Source organism: Dactylosporangium sp. CA-092794 (genome assembly GCF_050948465.1).
Classification (GTDB): domain Bacteria; phylum Actinomycetota; class Actinomycetes; order Mycobacteriales; family Micromonosporaceae; genus Dactylosporangium.
The window spans coordinates 5,275,485-5,293,344 of record NZ_CP192044.1 but is presented as its reverse complement, the minus strand read 5'-3'; the positions used below and the strand labels follow the sequence as shown (position 1 = coordinate 5,293,344).

Sequence of the window (17,860 nt, the reverse complement as noted above, 5' to 3'; positions counted from 1 at the left end):
CGCCGCCGTCCGTCCGGCCTACAGGGTCATCCGCAACGCCTTCGGCGATCGGAAGAGGATGCTCGGCGTGAAGTCCAGCTCCTGCTCGGCCAGGCCGGGTGCGGGGAAGCGGGCGACCATCTCCTCCAGCACGATCCGTCCCTCCAGCCGGGCCAGGGGCGCGCCCAGGCACAGGTGCTCGCCGAATCCGAACGTGAGGTGGGTGCGCGCGTTCGCCCGTTCCGGCTGGAGCGTGTCGGCCTCGTCGAAGAAGTCCTCGTCGTGGTTGGCCGAGCCGAGCAGCAGCAGGACCTTGGCGTCGGCCGGCAGCGTCACGCCGGCCACCTCCACCTCGCGCTTGGCCCGCCGCCGCCAGTTGATGACCGGCGCCTCCAGCCGCAGGACCTCCTCCACCACGTTCGGGATCAGCTCGGGCTCCGCACGCAACCGCTGCCACAGCCCGGGCTCCAGCAGCACGCGCCGGATGAGGTGGGCGAGATGGGCGGTCGTGGTCTCGTGGCCCGCGAAGAGCATGGAGTACATCACCTGGACCAGCTCCCGGGGGTTCAGCGCTCCTTCCTGCCCCTCGCCGGCGCGGATCAGGTCGCTGGGGAAGTCGTCCTTCGGGTTCGCCAGCCGCTCGTCGATGAGCTGCCGGCACAGCGCGTAGAACTCCGCGAGACCCTTGGCCGCGCGCCGCGACTCCTGCTCGTCCGGCCGGCCCGTGGTGAGGATGACCCGATCGGCGGAGCCGTTCTTCACCACGTCCAGGTAGGAGTCGGGCATCCCGAACAGGTGGAAGAGGACCAGCGCCGGCAGCGGCCACGCCAGGGCCGCGACGAAGTCGACCTCCCGATCGCCGGCGATCCGGTCGATGTGGCGGCGCGCCAGCTCGCGGATCGGCTCCTCCATCAGCCGCAGCCGCTGCGCGTTGAACGCCTTGTTGACCTGACGCCGCACGCGCACGTGGTCGGGCGGATCGTTGTCGACGAGCACCCGGACCGGACGGAAATCGACCTTGCTGAGCTCCTCCATCACCGGCGGGCCGAACGGCTGCAGCGGCGAGTTCGCGGCATCCGCGGAGAAGTTGCGGGTGTCCCGGATGACCTGCTTGATGTCCTCGTAACGGGTCAGGATCCAATAGCCCAGGTCTTCGCTGTAGTACGCCCGGGAGCCGGCCCGAGCGGCCTTGAAGACGGCATACGGATCGGCCAGGTACTCGCTCGAGAACGGGCTCAGCGAGGCGGTCATCGAGGCGGGGCCCAGCCCCGTGACCGGGCAACGACTCTCTTGACTGTGCTGATCGGCCATGGCGGACCACCGTTCCTAGCGTCGCGAATGTCGGGGTGTTCGCTCAATGAACATGTGTGCGTTATATGAACGACACTAGAAAGGCGCGCTGGACGCGTCAAGACACAACCGGCCATCAACTGCGGCTCGACGGGTTATGCGGCGGAGGCGACGACCCCGTCCCGGTGGAGGGCGGCGATGTCCTCGGCATCCAGCCCCAACTCCGTGAGCACCGCGGTGGTGTGGGCGCCCGGCAGGGGCGCCGATTCCGGCCGGGCCGGCGGCGTTTCGCTGAAGCGCGGGGCCGGGGCCGGCTGGGCGTTGCCCGCCGGGTCGACGAGGAACGTCGAGCGAGCGGCCAGATGCGCGTCGGACGGCGCTTCCTCGGGTGCAAGGACAGGCGTCACGCAGGCGTCCGATGCGGCGAACCGGCGCGCCCATTCGTCCCTGGGCTGTGCCGCGAACGCGGCGGCGAACCGCCGGCGCTGCTCGTCCCAGGTCGACGGATCGCTCTGCCGGTCCAGGTCGATGGCCGCGGTGAGCCCGAGCCCGTGCACCAGGGCGCGGAAGAACTTCGGTTCACTGGCACCCACGGCGACGTAGCCGCCGTCAGCACACTCGTACGTCGTGTAATACGGACGTACTCCGCTGAACGGACCGGTGCCGCGTTCGCGCGGCCAGTCGCCCCGCACGAGCTGTCCGTAGACCATCGCCATCAGCAGCGCCGAGCCGTCGACCATCGCGGCGTCGACATCCTGGCCGACACCGCTCGCGCGGGCCCGCAGCACACCGGCGAGCACCCCGACCGCGAGCAGCATGCCGCCCCCGCCGAAGTCGCCGAGCAGATTCAAGGGTGGCAGCGGCGGCGCGCCGGGTGTGCCGAGCGCACCCAGCACGCCCGACGCGGCGAGGTAGTTGATGTCGTGACCGGCCCGCTGAGCGGCGGGGCCGGTCTGCCCGTAGCCGGTCATCCGGCCGACGACCAGGCGCGGGTTGGTCGCCCGCAGCACATCCGGCGCGAATCCGAGCCGTTCGGCCACCCCCGGCCGGAAGCCCTCGATGACGACCTCCGCCCGGTCGACGATCTGCCGGACGAGCGAGACCCCGCGAGCCGATTTGAGGTCCACGGCGAAGGACCGCCGGCCTCGGGCGAGCACCGGGTTGACCGGCTTGCCGACCTCGGCGGTGCGGTGGATGCGCAGCACATCGGCGCCGAGATCGCTCAGCACCATGCCGCAGAACGGAACCGGCCCCATGCCGCCGAGTTCGATGACGCTGAGGCCGGCGAGCGGACCGCTATGGGCGGGTGTGGTCGGCAATGGTCCGGCACCTATTCCGGGAATTGTGGTCTGACCGGGAGCAACCGGTGGTCCCACGAGACGATCTTCGCCGGCTCTACGATGACGGCGAGGCGTTTGGCCAGCATGCGCCCGACGTCTCGCGACGGCTTGACCGGATAGCGTTGCGCGACGCTGTGATGGATCTCGAGCTTCACCGCCGGCGAGTCGTGCAGCACGCCCCGGCCGGCGATCTGAACGCCGCGCAACTCGCTGTGCTCGGTCCCGGCGTCGACCAGCACGGTGATCCTCGGATCGCGCAGCAGGTTCCGTGCTTTCTGCGAGCCGGCCGGCACGGTGAATCCCAGCCGGCGATCCTCGGTGAACCCGTACCACACGACCGTCAGGTGCGGCCACCCGCCGGGCAGGACGGTTGCCACCACCATGCGCTGCCCCGGCAGGGCGAGCGTGGCCTGCACCTCCCCGTCCGTCATGCACAGCCGCCGCCGGCTCACCACCGGCCGCCTTTCCGCAGGGCGCCCACACCCATAGTCACCACCGATGCATGCCGTTCGCCAAGCGAACAATTGTTCGTTCTAGGCTAGATCCGCCGTCAAGCGTCGTCAACCGGTTCGCCAACGCCGAGGCCGCGGTCGACCCTGCCTGCCCGGTCTCGGGCGAAGCGCGGCGGAGGGCCGGCGGTGCGCTGCGGTGCTCCCGACTGGTCGCGGGAAGCACCGAACCCCACGTGCGAGTGGACCGTGGCCGGCCGCCAGGCGCGGGGCAGTAGCCTGGTTTCCGGCGGGAGGAACGGCGCATGGGCACGGCAGTGATCACCGGCGGCACCGACGGCATCGGGCGGGAGCTCGCCCGGGAGTACCTCCGCCGCGGTTTCGACGTGCTCGTCGTCGGACGCAGCCGGCAGAAGGGCCGCGCCTTCACCGACTCCGGCGAGCGCGCGCGCTTCGTCGCCGCGGACCTGAGCCTGGTGGCCGAGAACCGCCGCCTGCTCGAACAGATTTCGCAGCGGTACCCGGTGATCGACGTGCTCGTGCTCGGCGCGCGCTACCACCGCTCCACCCGGACCGTCACCCCGGAGGGCTTCGAGACCAACTTCGCCCTGTTCTACCTCAGCCGCTTCCTGCTCGGCCACGGGCTGACCGGCCCGCTCAGCCGCGCCGAACACCCGGTCGTGCTCAACTTCGGCGCCGCCGGGCAAACCGGGCCGATCCGCTGGGACGACCTGCAGCTGGAACGCGACTACCACGGCGTGCGGGCGATGGGCCACGCCGGACGGCTCAACGACCTGGCCGGCCTCGACTTCGCCGACCGCTACGCCACCACCGGCATCCGCTACGTCCTCAACCACCCCGGCGTGGTGGTCACCAGCTTCGCCGGCGAGTACGACCCGGTCACCGCCGCCCAAATCGACCACCTGCGGGTCATCGGCAAGCCGGTGACGACGGCCGCGGCCCAGATCCTGCCGTTCCTCGAACCCGCGAACCGCGAACCCCTCACCGCCGTCCTCGAGGGCCGGCGGGTACCGCTCGAACCCGGACTCTGGAAACTCGGCGACGCCCGCCGCCTCCACGACGTCACCATGCGGCTGCTGACCGGCTGAGCCGCGGCGGCGCCGGAAGCGTGTCGATACATCAGCTTTCGGTGCCGACGGGCCGGCCCGCCGACGCCGGCGCGACGGCTGGCTCACCCGGCAAGCTCGGCTCGTGGCCGTCGCCGCGATCCGACGGCAGCCGGACGAGTCCGATCGCGGCCAGCAGCGCCGCGACGGCGCACACCGACCACACGATCATGTACCCGGACAGGGGCGCGTGCCCGGCGGTGGGATCGCCGAGCGAACCGGTGGCGGACAGCGAGATCGCGAAGATCGACGACGCGATCGCGCCGCCGACGGTCTTCGTCGCGTTCGTCATCCCGGTCGCCAGGCCGGTCGCGGCCGGCGGTGCACCGGCGGCGGCCGAGGCCGGCAGCGCGGCGACCAGCGCGCCCGAGCCGACCCCGGCGATCACCATGTTGATGACGGCCTGCAGCGTCGTGGCGTGGAAGGGCAACCAGAGCCCGTAGCCGACGGCGACGAGCAGGCAGTACAGGACGTGTGCCGTGCGGGTGCCCAGCAGCCGCGATACCACGGGGAGGGTGAACGCCCCGATCGCCAGGCTGATGACATACACGCCGATGAGCGTGGAGACGAACGACGCGCCGGCACCGAGCCCGTAGCCGGCGACGTCCGGATCGGTCCGCGCGAACGTGGACAGCGGGATCTGCGCACCGAGCACCGACATGCCGAAGAGGAACGCCGTCAGCTGCACCGGCCACTGCCTGGGCAGCGCGAGCAGGCGCACGTCGACGAACGGATGCTCGCGCCCGGCCTCGAACCGCGTGAACACGACGAGCGCGGCGATCCCGAGCACGAGCAGGGCCCAGGCCAGGGCGCTCGCCGGGCCCTGCAGGCGGATGGTGATGAGCCCGGCCATGATGAGGCCGAGCGCGAGGGTCAGCAGTCCGAAGCCCGGCAGATCGGGGTCGGTCAGGCCATGGCCGGGCACGTGCTCGATGCCGGCGACGACGAGGACCAGCACGAGCGTGACGGCGATCGCGGGCAGCGCGAGGACGAACGACATGGAGGTCGACTCGACGAGCGCGCCGCTGGTCAGCGCGCCGATGATCACGGCGAGTTCGAGGGCACCGACCAGGACGGCCGCCGCGTAGCGGGTGAGCGCGTGCTGGCGGGGGCTGCCGGCCGTACGCCGGTGGATGATCGAGATCTCCATCGGCAGCCACACGATGTAGGCGCCCTGCACCGCGAAGCCGATGAGGAAGGTGACGAAGTTCGGCGAGAACGCCAGGATCCACGAGCCGAGCGCGGTGACGGCCGTCGAGGCGACGAGCACACGCTTGTGCCCGACCATGTCGCCGAGCCGGGCCATCGGCGGCACGGCGAGCGCCGCGACGATCAGCTGCGCGGCCTCGAACCAGTTGACGTCGGCGTCGCTCATCGCGAGGTGGCCGGCGATGTCCTTCCAGATCGGGGTGTAGTAGCCCTGCAGGATGCCGCTGGCGATCTCGACGCAGACGAGAAACCCGACAATGCGCACGAGTCCCGGCACCCGGGAACCCGCGGGGCCGGTACCCGGGGCGGCGGGTTCGACAGTCGACTCGGGTCGGCTCATCGCCGGCTCCTCTCGGACGACGCGCGGGCGCGCCGGTCGTCGGGTCGTGCTCGGGCCACTGCCGCCACCTCGCCCGGGGCAGGGCTCAGGCGAGATTCCGCAGCAGTCGCTGGTACCACGTCACCCCGTCGTGGAAGTCTTGCACGCCCACGCGTTCGTCGTACGAGTGGATCGCTTCGCGCTGATCCTTCGACATCCGCAGCGGCGCGAACCGGTAGACGCGCGGGCAGATCGCGGTGAAGTGCCGGGAATCGGTCGCGGCCATCATGATGTACGGGACCGTGACCGCGTCGGGGAACACCTCGCCGACGGTCGCCTCCAGCAACCGGAACGCGTCGTCGTCGACCGGCGAGAGCGGGCATGGCTCGTTGCGGTCGACGACCGTGAAGGTCACCTGATCGTCGGCGACGGCCCGGCGCATACGCTCCAGGACGTCGTCCACGCTGTCGCCGACCATGACCCGGATGTTGACCCCGGCCACCGCGGCCGTCGCGACGACGTTGAGCGCGGGCGAACCCGACAGCGTCGTGGCCACCGCGGTCGTGCGGGTCATCGACGACGCCTCGGGCCCGAGCCGGCCGAGGACGCTGCCGAGCAGTGGGCGCAGCCGCCCGACATGCTGCAGGAGCGGGCGCACGACCGCCGGGGCGTACGGCGCGAGCCGGCGGAAGAACTCGACCGTCGCGTCCGGCACGTGCGCGGGGTGGTCGATCGCGTCGATCCTGGTGACCGCCCTGGCCAGGCGCGCGGTCGGTCCCAGCCGGGCGGGCACCGAGGCGTGCCCGCCGCGGCCCTCGACGCGCAGCTCGACATTCGTCAGGCCCTTCTCGGTGACGCCGACCACCGCCGTCGGCACCTCGACGCCCGGCACCGCGCCCGACGCGACCGCGCCGCCCTCGTCGAGCACGAACCACGGCTCGACGCCCCGCCGGCGCAGTTCGTCGACGGCTGCGGCGGCCGAGCTGCCCGCGACCTCCTCGTCGCAGCCGAAGGAGAGCCAGACGTCCTGCGCCGGGGTGAAACCGCCGGCGAGCAGGTTCTCGACCGCGGCGCACACCGCGACGAGCGGGCCCTTGTCGTCGAGCGTGCCGCGGCCCCAGACGTAGCCGCCGACGAGCTCGGCGCCGAAAGGATCATGCTGCCAGGGATCGTCCGGCTCGACCGGCACGACGTCCTGGTGCGCCATGAGGACCACCGGGCGCTGCGACTGTGCGTCCTCCCCTGCCCCGCGGACGAGGCCGGCCCAGTGGAAGAGCAGACCGGCTGACCCGACCCGGGTGAGCTCGAGGTGCTCGTGCAGCAGGGGAAAGCGCGCCCGCAGCTCGGCGTGGAAGCGCTCGAAGACGCCCTCCTCGACGTCCTCGGCACGGCGGCGGCTGACGGTGGGAATCCGCACGAGCGCGCGCAGGGCCTCGATCGCGGCGTTCTCCCCCGCGTCCGGCGACCCGGCGCCCGCGGCGGGGGAGGTATCCAGCACACGATGACTCTACCGAGCGGCGCAAGAACCTCCTACCCACAAGTAACACAACCGGGCGCGGCGGAACCGCCGCAGCGAGCTCAGAGGTACCCCCGCCGTCCCCACTCCTGGGCCAGCAACTCATGTGACCGGACGCGGTCGGCGTGGTCGTGCGTGATGGTCGTGACGATGAGCTCGTCCGCGCCGGTGGCGTCACGGAGCTGTTCGAGCTTGTCCGCGACCTGGGCGGGTGAGCCGGCGAACTGCGTGTCGATCCGGTCCTGCACCAGCTCGCGTTCCTCGTCCGTCCACTGATGCCGGCGGGCCTGCTCGGGCGTCGGGAACTGGATGGCGCCCTCGGCGGTGCGGATGCTGCGCACCCACAGCCCGTATCCGGTGGCCAGTTCCCGGGCGCGGGCCTCGTCCTCGGCGACCACGACGTCGGCGCTGACGGACACGTACGGCTGGGTCCTCACCTGCGAGGGCTCGAACGCCGCGCGGTAGGCGTCGACCGCTTCCAGCACGGTGGCCGGGCTGACGTGGTAGTTCGCGGCGAACCGCAGCCCGCGCCGGCCGGCGACCTCGGCGCTCTCGCCGCCGCTGCTGCCGAGGATCCAGATCTCCAGATCGGCGTGCTCCCCCGGCACGACGTGCGCCGCTTCGCCTTCGCCCGACTTGTAGGTGCCGGCGATCAGCGCCAGGACGTCGTCGATCTGCTCGGCGTAGTCCTGCGGCTTGGCCTCCGGCAGGGTGAGCAGCCGCCTGTGCAGCGCGAAGCGGGGTGAATCGAGCAGCTTGAAAAACGAGAACTGCTTCGGGATCCGCAGCCCGGTCGGATGGTGCCCATCGACAACCTTCGCCTGCTCGCCGGTCGGCGCCTTGGGGGGAGCCGCGCCGGCGGACAGTTCGCCGTCGAGCAGCTTCGGTTTGCCGCCGGATCGGCCCAGCCCCAGGTCGAAGCGGCCGGGGTGCAGCGCGTCGAGCAGACCGAACTCCTCGACCGTCGACAGGGCCGTGCGGTGTCCCATCTGCACCGCGCCGGAGCCGAGGCGGATGCGCGACGTGGCGGCCGCGGTCACGGCCAGCACGAGCGCGGGTGAGGTGCCGGCCACGCCGGGGTTCAGGTGATGTTCGGCGAACCAGTAGCGCGCGTAGCCGGCGCGTTCGGCGTGCTGGGCGAGGTCGATGCTGTTGCGCAGCGCCTCGGTCGCGTTCGAGCCGGTGGAGATCGGGACGAGGTCGAGGACGGCCAAGGGTGTGCGGGTCATGTCGCGCCTTTCAGCCGGTGACGGTGATGGGTGCGGCGATGCCGCTGACCGATTCGGTACCCGTCGTGCCCGCCGCCACCTCGTCGGAGACGATCGGGCCGGGCTCCCAGCCCAGCGGTGGGTCGGGAATCTCCCGGCGGAGCACGGGGGCGATCTCGGCCTGGAACAGCTCCAGGCTGTCCCGGTGCTGGGCGTCGGTCAGCCCGCCCGCGTCCGCGTGCAGGTGCAGCACCTGGTGGCCGAACCGCTCGTGGTAGCGGTGTACCTTGTCGATGACCTGCGCCGGGCTGCCGATCAGCGCCGACGAGCGCTCGACGAAGTCCTCCAGCGTCGGGAACACCGGCACGACGCCGAGCCGTTCGGCGAACTTGAGGTACCCCGCGAAGACCGGACGGTATGTCTCGATCGCGTCCTGGCTGTTCCTGGTGGCGTAGTAACCCGCGGTGCCGGCACCGATGGTGATCAGCTTCGGGTCGTGGCCGTAGTGCGCCCAGCGCTCGCGGTAGTAGTCGATCAGCTCCGCGTACGGGTCGATCGGGTTGGTGACGTTCGCGGAGAACAGCGGATCGCCGTAGCGGGCGGCCAGGTCCACCGACTCCCTGCTGGTGGCGCTGCCGTGCCAGATCCGGATCGGGCGCTGGTAGGGCCGCGGCCAGACCTCGGCGTCCGTCAGCGGCGGCCGGAACTTGGTGCCGTAGGTGATCTTGTTCTCGTGCCAGAGGCTGCGGAACACCTCGTAGGACTCGGCGTTGCGGTCCCACTGGTCCTCGGGCGTGACGTTGAACAGGTCGCGCTGCGCCGCGCCGTTGCCCTTGCCGATGATCAGGTCCAGCCGGCCCTGGGAGAGGTGGTCCAGGGTGGCGTAGTCCTCGAAGGCGCGGACGGGGTCGAGCAGGCTCAGGGTGGTGACCGCCGTGAACAGCCGGATCCGCTTGGTCAGGGCGGCGATGTGGCTGAGCACGACGGTCGGCGAGGACGAGATGAACGGGCGCTCGTGCCGCTCGCCGACGCCGAACCCGTCGAAGCCGAGCTCCTCGGCCAGCCGCGCGTTGTCCAGCACCTCGACGAAGCGGTCGTGGGTCGACTGCTGCGCGCCCGTCACCGGGTCGGGCGCGTGGACGATCAGGGTGATGGTGATGAACTTCATCAGCGTGCTCCCCTCACCGGCGCGGCGAGGCCCAGGTTCTCGCGCAGCGTGCGGCCCTCGTACTCGGTGCGGAACACGCCACGCTCCTGCAGCAGCGGCACCACCGTGTCGACGAACGGATCGAGCCCGGCCGGGGTGATGTGCGGGACCAGGATGAAACCGTCGCTGGCGTCCTCCTGCACGTGATGGTTGATCGCCGTCGCGATCGTGTCGGCCGAGCCGATGAAGGACTGCCGGCCGGTCACCTCGACGATCACCTCGCGGGCGGAGAGGTTCTTGGCCGCCGCGATCTCGCGCCACTGGTTGGCCAGGCCGATCGGGTCCTTGGCGAAGTGCCGGGCGCTGGCCCGTCCCTTGGAGATCAGCCCGTCGACGTCGCTGACGACCGGGTCGAAGCTCGGCAGCGGACCGTCGGGGTCGAAGCCGGACAGGTCGGTGTTCCAGAGCTGTTCGAGGAACGCGACCGCGGTCGCCGGCGAGACCTGCGCGAGTCGCACCTCGTGGGCGATCTCGGCGGCCTCGGCGTCCGTGTCGCCCAGGACGAAGGTCGCCGCGGGCAGGATCAGCAGCTGGTCACGGGTGCGGCCGTACTTGGCCAGCCGGTTCTTCACGTCGGTGTAGAACGCCTGCCCGTCCTCGAGCTGCGAGTGGCCCGTGAAGATCGCGTCGGCCTGGGCGGCGGCGAAGTCGCGCCCTTCGTCGGAGTCGCCGGCCTGAAAGATCACCGGACGGCCCTGCGGGCTGCGCGGCACGTCGAACTGCCCGGCGATGTCGAAGTGCGCATCCCGGTGGGCGAAGCTTCCCGGCGCCGGGGTGGACAGGAACCGGCCGGTCTCCTGGTCGGCGACGATCTCGTCCCCCCGCCACGAGTCCCACAGCTCGATCGCGGTCTGCAGGAACGTCCTGGCCCGCTCGTACCGCTGATCCTGGGGCAGGTAGCCGCCGCGGCGGAAGTTCTCCCCGGTGAACGCGTCCCAGCTGGTGACCACGTTCCACGCCGCCCGGCCGTCGGAGAGCCAGTCCAGGCTGGCGAACTGCCGCGCCACCTCATAGGGCTCGTTGAACGTGGAGTTGATCGTCCCGGTCACCCCGAGGTGCTCGGTGACCGCGGCGATCGCGGCCAGCACCGTGAAGGTGTCGGGCCGCCCGACGACGTCCAGGTCGTAGATCTTCCCGCCCTGTTCGCGCAGCCGCAGTCCCTCGGCCAGGAACAGGAAGTCGAACTTGCCCCGCTCGGCGGTCCGCGCGAAGTGCTCGAAGCTCTCGAACGCGATGTGGCTGCCGCCGGCCGGGTCACTCCACACGGTCGTGTTGTTGACACCCGGGAAGTGGGCGGCCAGGTGGACCTGCTTGATCGGCTTGGTCATGTCTTCCTCTCAGCAGTGGAGCGATCGCCGTCCGCTCAGGCCGCGGCGGTGGTGGCGTAGCGGTTCGTCGGGCGGGGCAGGCCGAGCAGCCCACGCAGGGTCGTTGCTGCATAGGTGGTACGGAAGGCGCCGCGGCGCTGCAGTTCGGGGACGAGCCCGCCGGTGATCTGGGCCAGGTCGTGCGGCACCGCCGCCGGGCGGAGTCGATACCCGCTGAGCCCGGCGCCCCGCCAGTCCAGCAGCAGGTCGGCCAGCTCGGCCGGGGTACCGGTGAAGATCAGCGCGTCGCTGCCGTATTCGGCCCCGGCCCGCTCGTCCAGCCGCTGCCTGCGGGCCACGGCCGCCTCGCGGGTGTCGTCCAGGAAGACGACGAGGTCGCCGAAGACATGGATCGTCTCGTCCGCACGTGCGGCCGCCCGCTGCTCCGCACGGATCTCCGAGACGATCGCCGCCGCCTGTGCGGCGTCGTGCGGCGTGACGAAGCCGACGTCGGCGGAGCGGGCGATGAGCTGGTACGGGATCGTCGCGTGGCCCAGCGCGGTGACGATCGGCTGCCCCTGCGGCGGCCGCGGGGTGATCGAGGGGCCCTTCACGGAGAACCAGCGGCCCTGGAAGTCGATGTAGTGCAGCTTGTCCCGGTCGATGAACCTGCCGGTGGCGACGTCACGGATCTCGGCGTCGTCCTCCCAGCTGTCCCAGAGCCGGCGCAGCACCTCGACGTAGTCGGCGGCCTCGTCGAAGGAGTCGCGCAGCCGCTGCTGCAGTTCCGGAACCTCGATGCCGTCGCGGATGCTGGCGTAGTCCTCGGGGCGCAGCGGGGGGATCTCGCGACGCCCGAAATGAGCGTTGGTGTCGGCGCGAGCGTCCAACTGCACCCGGACGCCGGCGCGGCCGGTGCTGGCGTAGTCGATCGTGGCGATCGCCTTGGACAGGTGGAACGGCTCGGTGTGGTTGACGACCGCCGTCGGTACCAGACCGATGTGGCTGGTCACCGGCGCGACGCGGGCCGCGATGAGCGTCGCGTCGAGGCGGCCGCGGACCCGGTCGGTGCGCTCGTCCGGCTCCAGCGGATCGTCGGACTGCAACCGCAGCCCGTCCTCGATCGTGACGAAGTCGAGCAGACCGCGTTCGGCCTGCCGCACCTGTTCCACCCAGTACTTCGGCGTGAACAGCTCCAGCGGCCGGGCGTCGGGCTCGCGCCACGCGGCGGGGTGCCAGCCGGCGCCGTCCAAGGCGACGGCCAGGTGCAGGAAATCGGATGGGTCAGACATAAGGCATCGCTTTCGACGAGACGGACCGGAAAAGGCGGTCAAGAACCGGCTGATGCCAGCAGGCCGCGCACTCGTGGATGAGTTGGCCGACTAACGAGTGCGGCGGACACACAGCGAGGCGGCCACGCGCTGCAGATCAATGTGCCGACGAGCGATCAACCGCGTCATGCCCCTGTCCTCCACCCTGGCGCCCCACCGCACGCCACTCGCGCTTGCGGCACATGACCCGCACCGCCAGGTCGTCACCTGGAGCACCCCACCGCGACGGAGGGTTGCCGGTCAGCAAGCCAGGGCTTGACGCTGACACTCATGACCTGCACGTGACTGTAGCCGCGGCGCGAGATCCTGTGCAATACCTATAGGAACACTAGGGAATCGCGGGTATTCCCCCGGGCGGGCAACGACCTGGGCCCGCCGGCACCGCGGCCGGGGCGGCCGGTCGAGAATGTGGCCATGCCAGCACGCACTGCCATCGACGTCCTTGAGCTCGTCGGCCTTTACGTGTTCGCCACGTCCGGCGCCCTGATGGCCATCCATAAACGGTTCGACGTCGTCGGCATCGTGGTTCTGGCCATGCTTACCGCGGTAGGCGGCGGCATCCTGCGTGACCTGATCATCGGGGACACGCCGCCGGCCGCCTTCACGAACATCGGCTACCTGCTGATCCCGCTGATCGCCGCGGTCGTGACGTTCTTCATCCATCCCGTGGTACAGCGGCTGGCCTTCACGGTGCTCGTCTTCGACGCCGCCGGGCTCGGGCTGTTCTGCGTCACCGGCACCCTCAAAGCCCTCGAATTCCACCTCGGTTCCCTGCAAGCGGTACTGCTCGGGATCACCACCGCCGTCGGTGGCGGAGTCCTGCGGGACATCACCGCGCGGGAGACACCCGCCCTGGTCCAGGTCGACACGGGCCTCTACTCGATCCCGGCGGCGGCCGGTGCGATCCTCGTCGCGGGCGCACATCACACCGACCTGCCGATGCCCGTCGTCGCCACCGTCGCAGCCGTCCTGGTATTCCTGTTTCGCATCGTCGCCATGCTCCGCCACTGGACTGCGGCACGCGCCTGGCAACGCAACGGCCGAACCAGCGCGCCCTAGCCGCCGCGTCGCCGCCGGGGCGGCAGCGCGGGATCGTCATGCGGGTGTGGCGCGCATGCCCGTGACGGTGAAAGCCACCAGCCGATCGGCCTGTTCGGCCGACCCGTGCCGGCGCAGCCACGCCGCCGCGTTCATCAGCGCGAACACGTCCTTGCCGTGCACCTCCGGCCGGATGGCACCCGACGCCCGGGCCCGGGCGATGAGCCGTTCACCGATCGCCAGCATCCGCGCGCAGCTGGCGTGCAGCTCCGACGCGGTGTCGTCGACACCGTCGGCGAGCACGCCGGCGAGCCCCTGGTACGCCGCCGCGTGCTCGACGACCGCGTGGATCCAGCTCGCCAGCGCGGCGTCGGCCTCCGCGTCCGGCCCGTCGGCGAGCCGGTCGCCGAGCGCGAACAGCCTGTCGTTGCGCTCGCGCAGCAACGCGCCGAGCAGCGACCTGCGGTTCGGGAAGTGCCCGTAGAGGGTGCCGATCGCGACGCCCGCCCGCCGGGCGATGTGCTCGAGCGGCGCGTCCACGCCGTGCTCGCGGAACACGGTCTCGGCCTCCGCGAGCAGACGCTCGGCGTTGCGGCGCGCGTCGGCCCGGGGGCGGCGCGGGCCGGTGCTGTTCACCACGACGACATCCCGTCTGTTGCTAATTCGAGGCACCCTCAATATATTTCCGAGGGTCCCTCAGTTTAGCTCGAAAGGAGCACGACGTGATCCTCGTAACCGGTGCGACGGGGTCCATCGGCAGCCATCTGATCCGCCGGCTGCGGCGGCTCGGGACGCCGTTTCGGGCCATGGTGCGCGACGAGACCCGAGGCCGGGCCCTGGAGTGCGACGTCGTGGTCGCCGACTTCGACGATCCGGGGTCGGTGGCCGCCGCGATGTCGGGCGTGGACCGCTTGTTCCTCAACGGTGCCGGCGCCGTCCCGTCGACCGGCCCGCAGCCGATGGTCCGCCAGCAGATCGCGGCCATCGACGCGGCGGTCGCCGCCGGCGTCACCCAGATCGTGAAGGTCTCGGTGTGGGGCGCCAAGCCGGGCGGCCGGCTCGCCGAAGGCGCGCACTGGCAGATCGAGCAGCACCTGAAGGCGGCACCGGTCGCGTGGTCGCTGCTGCAGCCGAGCGGCTTCATGCAGAACTTCCTGACCGGCGCCGGCGCGTTCACCGACGGCGGCGACCTCATCGGCCTGGCCGGCGACTGGCGCGTCTCGTACATCGACTGCTTCGACATCGCCGCGGCCGGCGCCGCGCTGCTGTCCGGTCCCGCGGCCGACCGCGGCACGTATGTGCTGACCGGACCGCAGGCGTTGACCCAGGCGGAGATCGCGGCGAAGCTGTCGGTCGCGTTCGGCCGGCCGGTGGGGACCCTCGAGCTGTCCGCGGAGGAGATGGCGGCCCGGCTGACCGCCCAGGGCGTGTCCGCGCGGTTCGCGGCCGATGTGGTCGAGCTATGGCGCGAGGTCGCCGCCGGGAGCCTGTCCGGCGTCACCACGGCGGTGCGGGATCTCACCGGCCACGACCCGCGGACCTTCGACGAGTTCCTTGCCGCCCGGCAGACCTGATCGCTCCCGGTCCGGGCGGCGGAATGTCGTCCAGGTGACACCACGGCCACGGAGGGCGATGGGCGTGCAGTTGGCGGTGAGTGGGCGCCGACAACCCGGTCAAGCGTCGCGGCGTTGCTAGCTTTCCTAGCCGGGACCGAACTCCGTCGATACCGGGACGCCAATGGGGGACGGCGTGAACTTGATCGAACGCGACCAGCAACTGGCCGAGCTCGACCGGCTCGGCGCACAGGCCCGCGCCGGGCGGGGCCAGATCGTCCTCGTCACCGGGCCCGTCGGCTGCGGCCGCACGGCGCTGCTGCAGGCCGCCGCCGAGCGGCTGGCGGCCGGCGGCATGCTGCCGCTGCACGCGTCCTGCGTCGAGGGGGAGCGGCTGCTGCCCGGCGGGGTGGTGAGCCAGCTGTGGCACGGCATCACGATGAGCCGGGAGGACGGCGAGCGCTTCATCGAGCTGCTCGGCACGCTCGCGGCCCGCGGGGCCGAGCCGGCCGCGTCCGCCACCGTCGACGCCGAGCTGCTGCGGGTGCTGCACACGCTGTGCCTCTGGCTGCACCAGCTCGCCGCCGCGCGGCCGCTGGTGCTGCTCATCGACGACATCGGCGACGCCGACCACGTCTCGGTCGCGCTGCTGCGGTACCTGATCCGCCGCTCGCGGTACAGCCGGATCCTCATCGTGCTCACCGACCCGCAGGACTCCGGGCCCGGCCATCCGGCGCTGCTGGCCGAGCTGCACCGGCAGCCCCACGTGCACCGGATGAGCGTCGCGCCGCTCGGCTCCGCGGGCACCGCCGCCTTCGTGGCCGACCGGCTCGGCTCGGCCGACCCGGCCACCGGCGCCGACTACCACGGCGCCACCGGCGGCAACCCGCTGCTGCTCAGCGCGCTCGCCGGGGCCCGGCCGGACACCGAGGCGTACGGCCGGGCCGTCGTGACCTGCCTGAGCCGGGCCGGCAGCGCCGGCCGCGAGGTGATCGGCGCCCTCGCGGTGCTCGGCGACCACGCCGGCACGGTGGCCCTGCCGTCGATGGTCGACACCGACGCGGCGGTCGTGACCCGCACCGTGCAGTCCTTCGAGGCGGCCGGCCTGCTCGCGGACGGCGTCTTCCGGCACGCCGCCGCGCGCGCCGCCGTGCTCGCCGACCTGCCCCCGACCATGCGGGCCGACCTGCATCTCACCGCCGCGAACCAGCTGCACGAGGCGGGCGCACCGGCGACCGCGGTGGCCGCGCAGCTGCTGGCCGCGGACCGGCCGGCGCCGGCCTGGTCGGCGCCGGTGCTGGTGGCCGCCGCCGAGCACGAGCTCGCCGCCGACCGGGGCGACGAGGCGGTCGCCTACCTGCAGGCGGCGCTGCGCGCCCAGCCCGACCCGCGCCGGGCGGCGGCCATCCGGGCCCGGCTGTGCCAGGCCGAATGGGAGCTCAACCCGATCTCGGCCGCGCGGCACCTCGGCAGCTGCGTGTCGGACCTGGTGCAGGACCGGCTGGACCGCCGCGACGGCGTCGACCTCGTCCGGCACCTGCTGTGGGACGGCCGCACCGGCGAGGCCGGCACCGCGCTCGACGTGATCCGGGCGCGGGAGCGGCGGCCCGACTCGTCGGTCACGCCGGAATCGCGCCACCTCGAGGTGTGGCTGTCGGCGACGTTCCCGGCGCTGGCCCGCCGGCACCCGGCCGGCGGCGGGCCGTCCGGGCCGCCGCCGGCGCAGCCGGTGGTCGCCGCGCAGCTGGACCCGTGGCTGCCCTCCGCCGCCACGCTGAGCGACCTGCTGAGCCGGGGCCGCGGCCGCGACGGCGTCGAGCAGGCCCACCAGGTCCTGCGCGATCTGCAGCTGGGCCGGCACACCGGCTGGGCGCACGAGGCCACCCTGGCCGCGTTCGGCACCCTGCTGCAGGCCGACCAGGTCGAGGCCGCCGCCGTGTGGTCGCAGCGCCTGACGCCGCCGCGGCCCGACGCCCGCCCGACGCTGTGGTCGGCGGTGCTCGGCGCCGCCCGGGCCGAGGTCGCGCTGCACCGCGGCGAGCTGGCCGAGGCGGCGGAGCACGCCACCGCCGCGCTCACCGTGATCCCGCCCCGGTCCTGGGGCGTGGCCGTCGGTTTGCCGCTGGCCAGCGCCGCGCTGGCCGAGGCCCGGCTGGGGCGCCCCGACGCGGCCGCGGCCCGCCTGGCCCAGCCGGTGCCGGAGGCGATGTTCTCCAGCCGGTACGGGCCGCTCTACCTCTTCGCCCGCGGCCAGCTGCACCTGGCCACCCGCCACCACCACGCCGCGCTGGCCGACTTCCTGTCCTGCGGCGAGCAGATCCGCGGGTGGGGCCTGGACACGGCCGGCATGGTCCCGTGGCGGGCCGGCGCCGCCGAGGCGTGGCTGCGCCTCGGCGACCGGGACCAGGCCCGGCGGCTGATCAGCGGGCAGCTGAGCCGGCCCGGCCGGGACAGCGGCCGCAGCCGGGGCACCGCGCTGCGGCTGCTCGCGCTCACCGGGCCGGCGGCGCAGCGGCTGCCGATGCTGCTGGAGTCGCTGGAGCTGCTCGAGGAGTGCGGCGACCGCTACGAGCAGGCGCAGACGCTCGCCGCGCTGGCCAACGCCTACCACGCGCTGGACGACGACCGGCGGGCCCGGATGATCTTCCGGCGCTCGCTCTACCTGGCCCGGCTGTGCGGCGCCGAGCCGCTGCAGCGCGAGTTGCTCTCGCTGGGCGACGTCCTCGGCGACTCGCCGGCTCCCGACGGGATGACCAGCGCGCTGAGCACGCTGACCACCTCCGAGCGGCGGGTCGCGGCGCTGGCCGCGATCGGCTACACCAACCGGGAGATCGCCAGCAAGCTCTACGTGACGGCGAGCACGGTCGAGCAGCACCTCACCCGGGTGTACCGCAAACTCAACGTCAAACACCGCCGAGACCTGCCGCTGGACCTCACCCGGCGCGCCATCCGGATGTCGGCCGTGTAGGTCCCCCGCCGCTTAGGGG

Annotated in this window: 15 protein-coding genes and 1 riboswitch; of the genes, 4 read left to right on the top strand and 11 right to left on the bottom strand. The window is 72.2% G+C overall.

Annotated features, from left to right (window positions below; translation table 11 throughout):
* Positions 1 to 18: 18 nt before the first annotated feature.
* The 3 genes from ACQPXD_RS22765 to ACQPXD_RS22755 form a co-directional block, all read right to left on the bottom strand.
* Entirely contained in the window at positions 19 to 1,230 is a 1,212-nt protein-coding gene (locus ACQPXD_RS22765) for a cytochrome P450 (RefSeq protein WP_432841663.1), read from the bottom strand.
* A gap of 194 nt (positions 1,231 to 1,424) precedes the next feature.
* On the bottom strand, positions 1,425 to 2,525 hold the full coding sequence (locus tag ACQPXD_RS22760; RefSeq protein WP_432843930.1) for a CaiB/BaiF CoA transferase family protein: 1,101 nt from the start codon (positions 2,523 to 2,525) through the stop codon (positions 1,425 to 1,427).
* A 74-nt stretch (positions 2,526 to 2,599) separates the two neighbouring features.
* Positions 2,600 to 3,040 (bottom strand): pyridoxamine 5'-phosphate oxidase family protein, encoded by a 441-nt coding sequence (locus tag ACQPXD_RS22755; protein ID WP_432841661.1) that lies wholly within the window; start codon positions 3,038 to 3,040, stop codon positions 2,600 to 2,602.
* A 323-nt stretch (positions 3,041 to 3,363) separates the two neighbouring features.
* Here ACQPXD_RS22755 and ACQPXD_RS22750 point away from each other — a divergent pair, with 323 nt between their 5' ends.
* Positions 3,364 to 4,167, top strand: coding sequence for an SDR family NAD(P)-dependent oxidoreductase (locus tag ACQPXD_RS22750; RefSeq protein WP_432841659.1), 804 nt, complete (start codon positions 3,364 to 3,366; stop codon positions 4,165 to 4,167).
* 31 nt (positions 4,168 to 4,198) lie between these two features.
* On the opposite strand, the gene ACQPXD_RS22745 is transcribed toward ACQPXD_RS22750, so the two are convergent.
* The 7 genes from ACQPXD_RS22745 to ACQPXD_RS22715 all read right to left on the bottom strand — a co-directional run bounded on the left by ACQPXD_RS22745 (position 4,199) and on the right by ACQPXD_RS22715 (position 12,411).
* On the bottom strand, positions 4,199 to 5,734 hold the full coding sequence (locus ACQPXD_RS22745) for an MFS transporter (protein WP_432841657.1): 1,536 nt from the start codon (positions 5,732 to 5,734) through the stop codon (positions 4,199 to 4,201).
* An 85-nt stretch (positions 5,735 to 5,819) separates the two neighbouring features.
* Complete coding sequence (locus ACQPXD_RS22740; protein WP_432841655.1) at positions 5,820 to 7,211, bottom strand: M20/M25/M40 family metallo-hydrolase; 1,392 nt, start codon at positions 7,209 to 7,211, stop codon at positions 5,820 to 5,822.
* 80 nt (positions 7,212 to 7,291) lie between these two features.
* A complete protein-coding gene (locus ACQPXD_RS22735) occupies positions 7,292 to 8,458 on the bottom strand; it encodes an LLM class flavin-dependent oxidoreductase (protein ID WP_432841653.1) in 1,167 nt (388 codons plus the stop codon).
* A 10-nt stretch (positions 8,459 to 8,468) separates the two neighbouring features.
* Positions 8,469 to 9,605, bottom strand: coding sequence for an LLM class flavin-dependent oxidoreductase (locus ACQPXD_RS22730; RefSeq protein WP_432841651.1), 1,137 nt, complete (start codon positions 9,603 to 9,605; stop codon positions 8,469 to 8,471).
* The gene (locus ACQPXD_RS22725) at positions 9,605 to 10,972 is read right to left on the bottom strand and encodes an NtaA/DmoA family FMN-dependent monooxygenase (RefSeq protein WP_432841649.1); all 1,368 of its coding nucleotides are present in this window, start codon (positions 10,970 to 10,972) and stop codon (positions 9,605 to 9,607) included. Before ACQPXD_RS22725 ends, ACQPXD_RS22730 begins: the two co-directional genes overlap by 1 nt.
* Positions 10,973 to 11,007: 35 nt before the next feature.
* Positions 11,008 to 12,243, bottom strand: a complete 1,236-nt coding sequence (locus ACQPXD_RS22720) for an LLM class flavin-dependent oxidoreductase (RefSeq protein ID WP_432841647.1) — start codon at positions 12,241 to 12,243, stop codon at positions 11,008 to 11,010.
* Between the two features lie 90 nt (positions 12,244 to 12,333).
* Positions 12,334 to 12,411, bottom strand: a complete 78-nt coding sequence (locus ACQPXD_RS22715) for a putative leader peptide (RefSeq protein ID WP_432843928.1) — start codon at positions 12,409 to 12,411, stop codon at positions 12,334 to 12,336.
* Positions 12,412 to 12,446: 35 nt separating this feature from the next.
* A riboswitch (SAM riboswitch) is annotated at positions 12,447 to 12,558 on the bottom strand.
* 138 nt (positions 12,559 to 12,696) lie between these two features.
* On the opposite strand from ACQPXD_RS22715, the gene ACQPXD_RS22710 reads away from it, so the two are divergent.
* The gene (locus ACQPXD_RS22710) at positions 12,697 to 13,341 is read left to right on the top strand and encodes a trimeric intracellular cation channel family protein (RefSeq protein WP_432841645.1); all 645 of its coding nucleotides are present in this window, start codon (positions 12,697 to 12,699) and stop codon (positions 13,339 to 13,341) included.
* Between the two features lie 36 nt (positions 13,342 to 13,377).
* Here ACQPXD_RS22710 and ACQPXD_RS22705 read toward each other — a convergent pair whose 3' ends face one another.
* Complete coding sequence (locus ACQPXD_RS22705) at positions 13,378 to 13,959, bottom strand: TetR/AcrR family transcriptional regulator (protein WP_432841643.1); 582 nt, start codon at positions 13,957 to 13,959, stop codon at positions 13,378 to 13,380.
* A gap of 83 nt (positions 13,960 to 14,042) precedes the next feature.
* On the opposite strand from ACQPXD_RS22705, the gene ACQPXD_RS22700 reads away from it, so the two are divergent.
* Together ACQPXD_RS22700 and ACQPXD_RS22695 are read left to right on the top strand one after the other, a co-directional pair.
* Positions 14,043 to 14,894, top strand: a complete 852-nt coding sequence (locus tag ACQPXD_RS22700) for an NmrA family NAD(P)-binding protein (RefSeq protein WP_432841641.1) — start codon at positions 14,043 to 14,045, stop codon at positions 14,892 to 14,894.
* 175 nt (positions 14,895 to 15,069) lie between these two features.
* Positions 15,070 to 17,841 carry an AAA family ATPase gene (locus tag ACQPXD_RS22695; RefSeq protein ID WP_432841639.1) on the top strand — a complete coding sequence of 924 codons (2,772 nt, stop codon included), beginning with the start codon at positions 15,070 to 15,072 and terminating at the stop codon, positions 17,839 to 17,841.
* The last annotated feature ends 19 nt before the right edge of the window (positions 17,842 to 17,860 follow it).

Bases quoted from the DNA above. Each gene is read 5' to 3' on its own strand.
- ACQPXD_RS22765 (WP_432841663.1), bottom strand. From the start codon at position 1,230: ATGACCGCCTCGCTGAGCCCGTTCTCGAGCGAGTACCTGGCCGATCCG.
- ACQPXD_RS22760 (WP_432843930.1), bottom strand. From the start codon at position 2,525: ATGGGGCCGGTTCCGTTCTGCGGCATGGTGCTGAGCGATCTCGGCGCC.
- ACQPXD_RS22755 (WP_432841661.1), bottom strand. From the start codon at position 3,040: ATGACGGACGGGGAGGTGCAGGCCACGCTCGCCCTGCCGGGGCAGCGC.
- ACQPXD_RS22750 (WP_432841659.1), top strand. From the start codon at position 3,364: ATGGGCACGGCAGTGATCACCGGCGGCACCGACGGCATCGGGCGGGAG.
- ACQPXD_RS22745 (WP_432841657.1), bottom strand. From the start codon at position 5,734: ATGAGCCGACCCGAGTCGACTGTCGAACCCGCCGCCCCGGGTACCGGC.
- ACQPXD_RS22735 (WP_432841653.1), bottom strand. From the start codon at position 8,458: ATGACCCGCACACCCTTGGCCGTCCTCGACCTCGTCCCGATCTCCACC.
- ACQPXD_RS22730 (WP_432841651.1), bottom strand. From the start codon at position 9,605: ATGAAGTTCATCACCATCACCCTGATCGTCCACGCGCCCGACCCGGTG.
- ACQPXD_RS22725 (WP_432841649.1), bottom strand. From the start codon at position 10,972: ATGACCAAGCCGATCAAGCAGGTCCACCTGGCCGCCCACTTCCCGGGT.
- ACQPXD_RS22720 (WP_432841647.1), bottom strand. From the start codon at position 12,243: ATGTCTGACCCATCCGATTTCCTGCACCTGGCCGTCGCCTTGGACGGC.
- ACQPXD_RS22715 (WP_432843928.1), bottom strand. From the start codon at position 12,411: ATGACGCGGTTGATCGCTCGTCGGCACATTGATCTGCAGCGCGTGGCC.
- ACQPXD_RS22710 (WP_432841645.1), top strand. From the start codon at position 12,697: ATGCCAGCACGCACTGCCATCGACGTCCTTGAGCTCGTCGGCCTTTAC.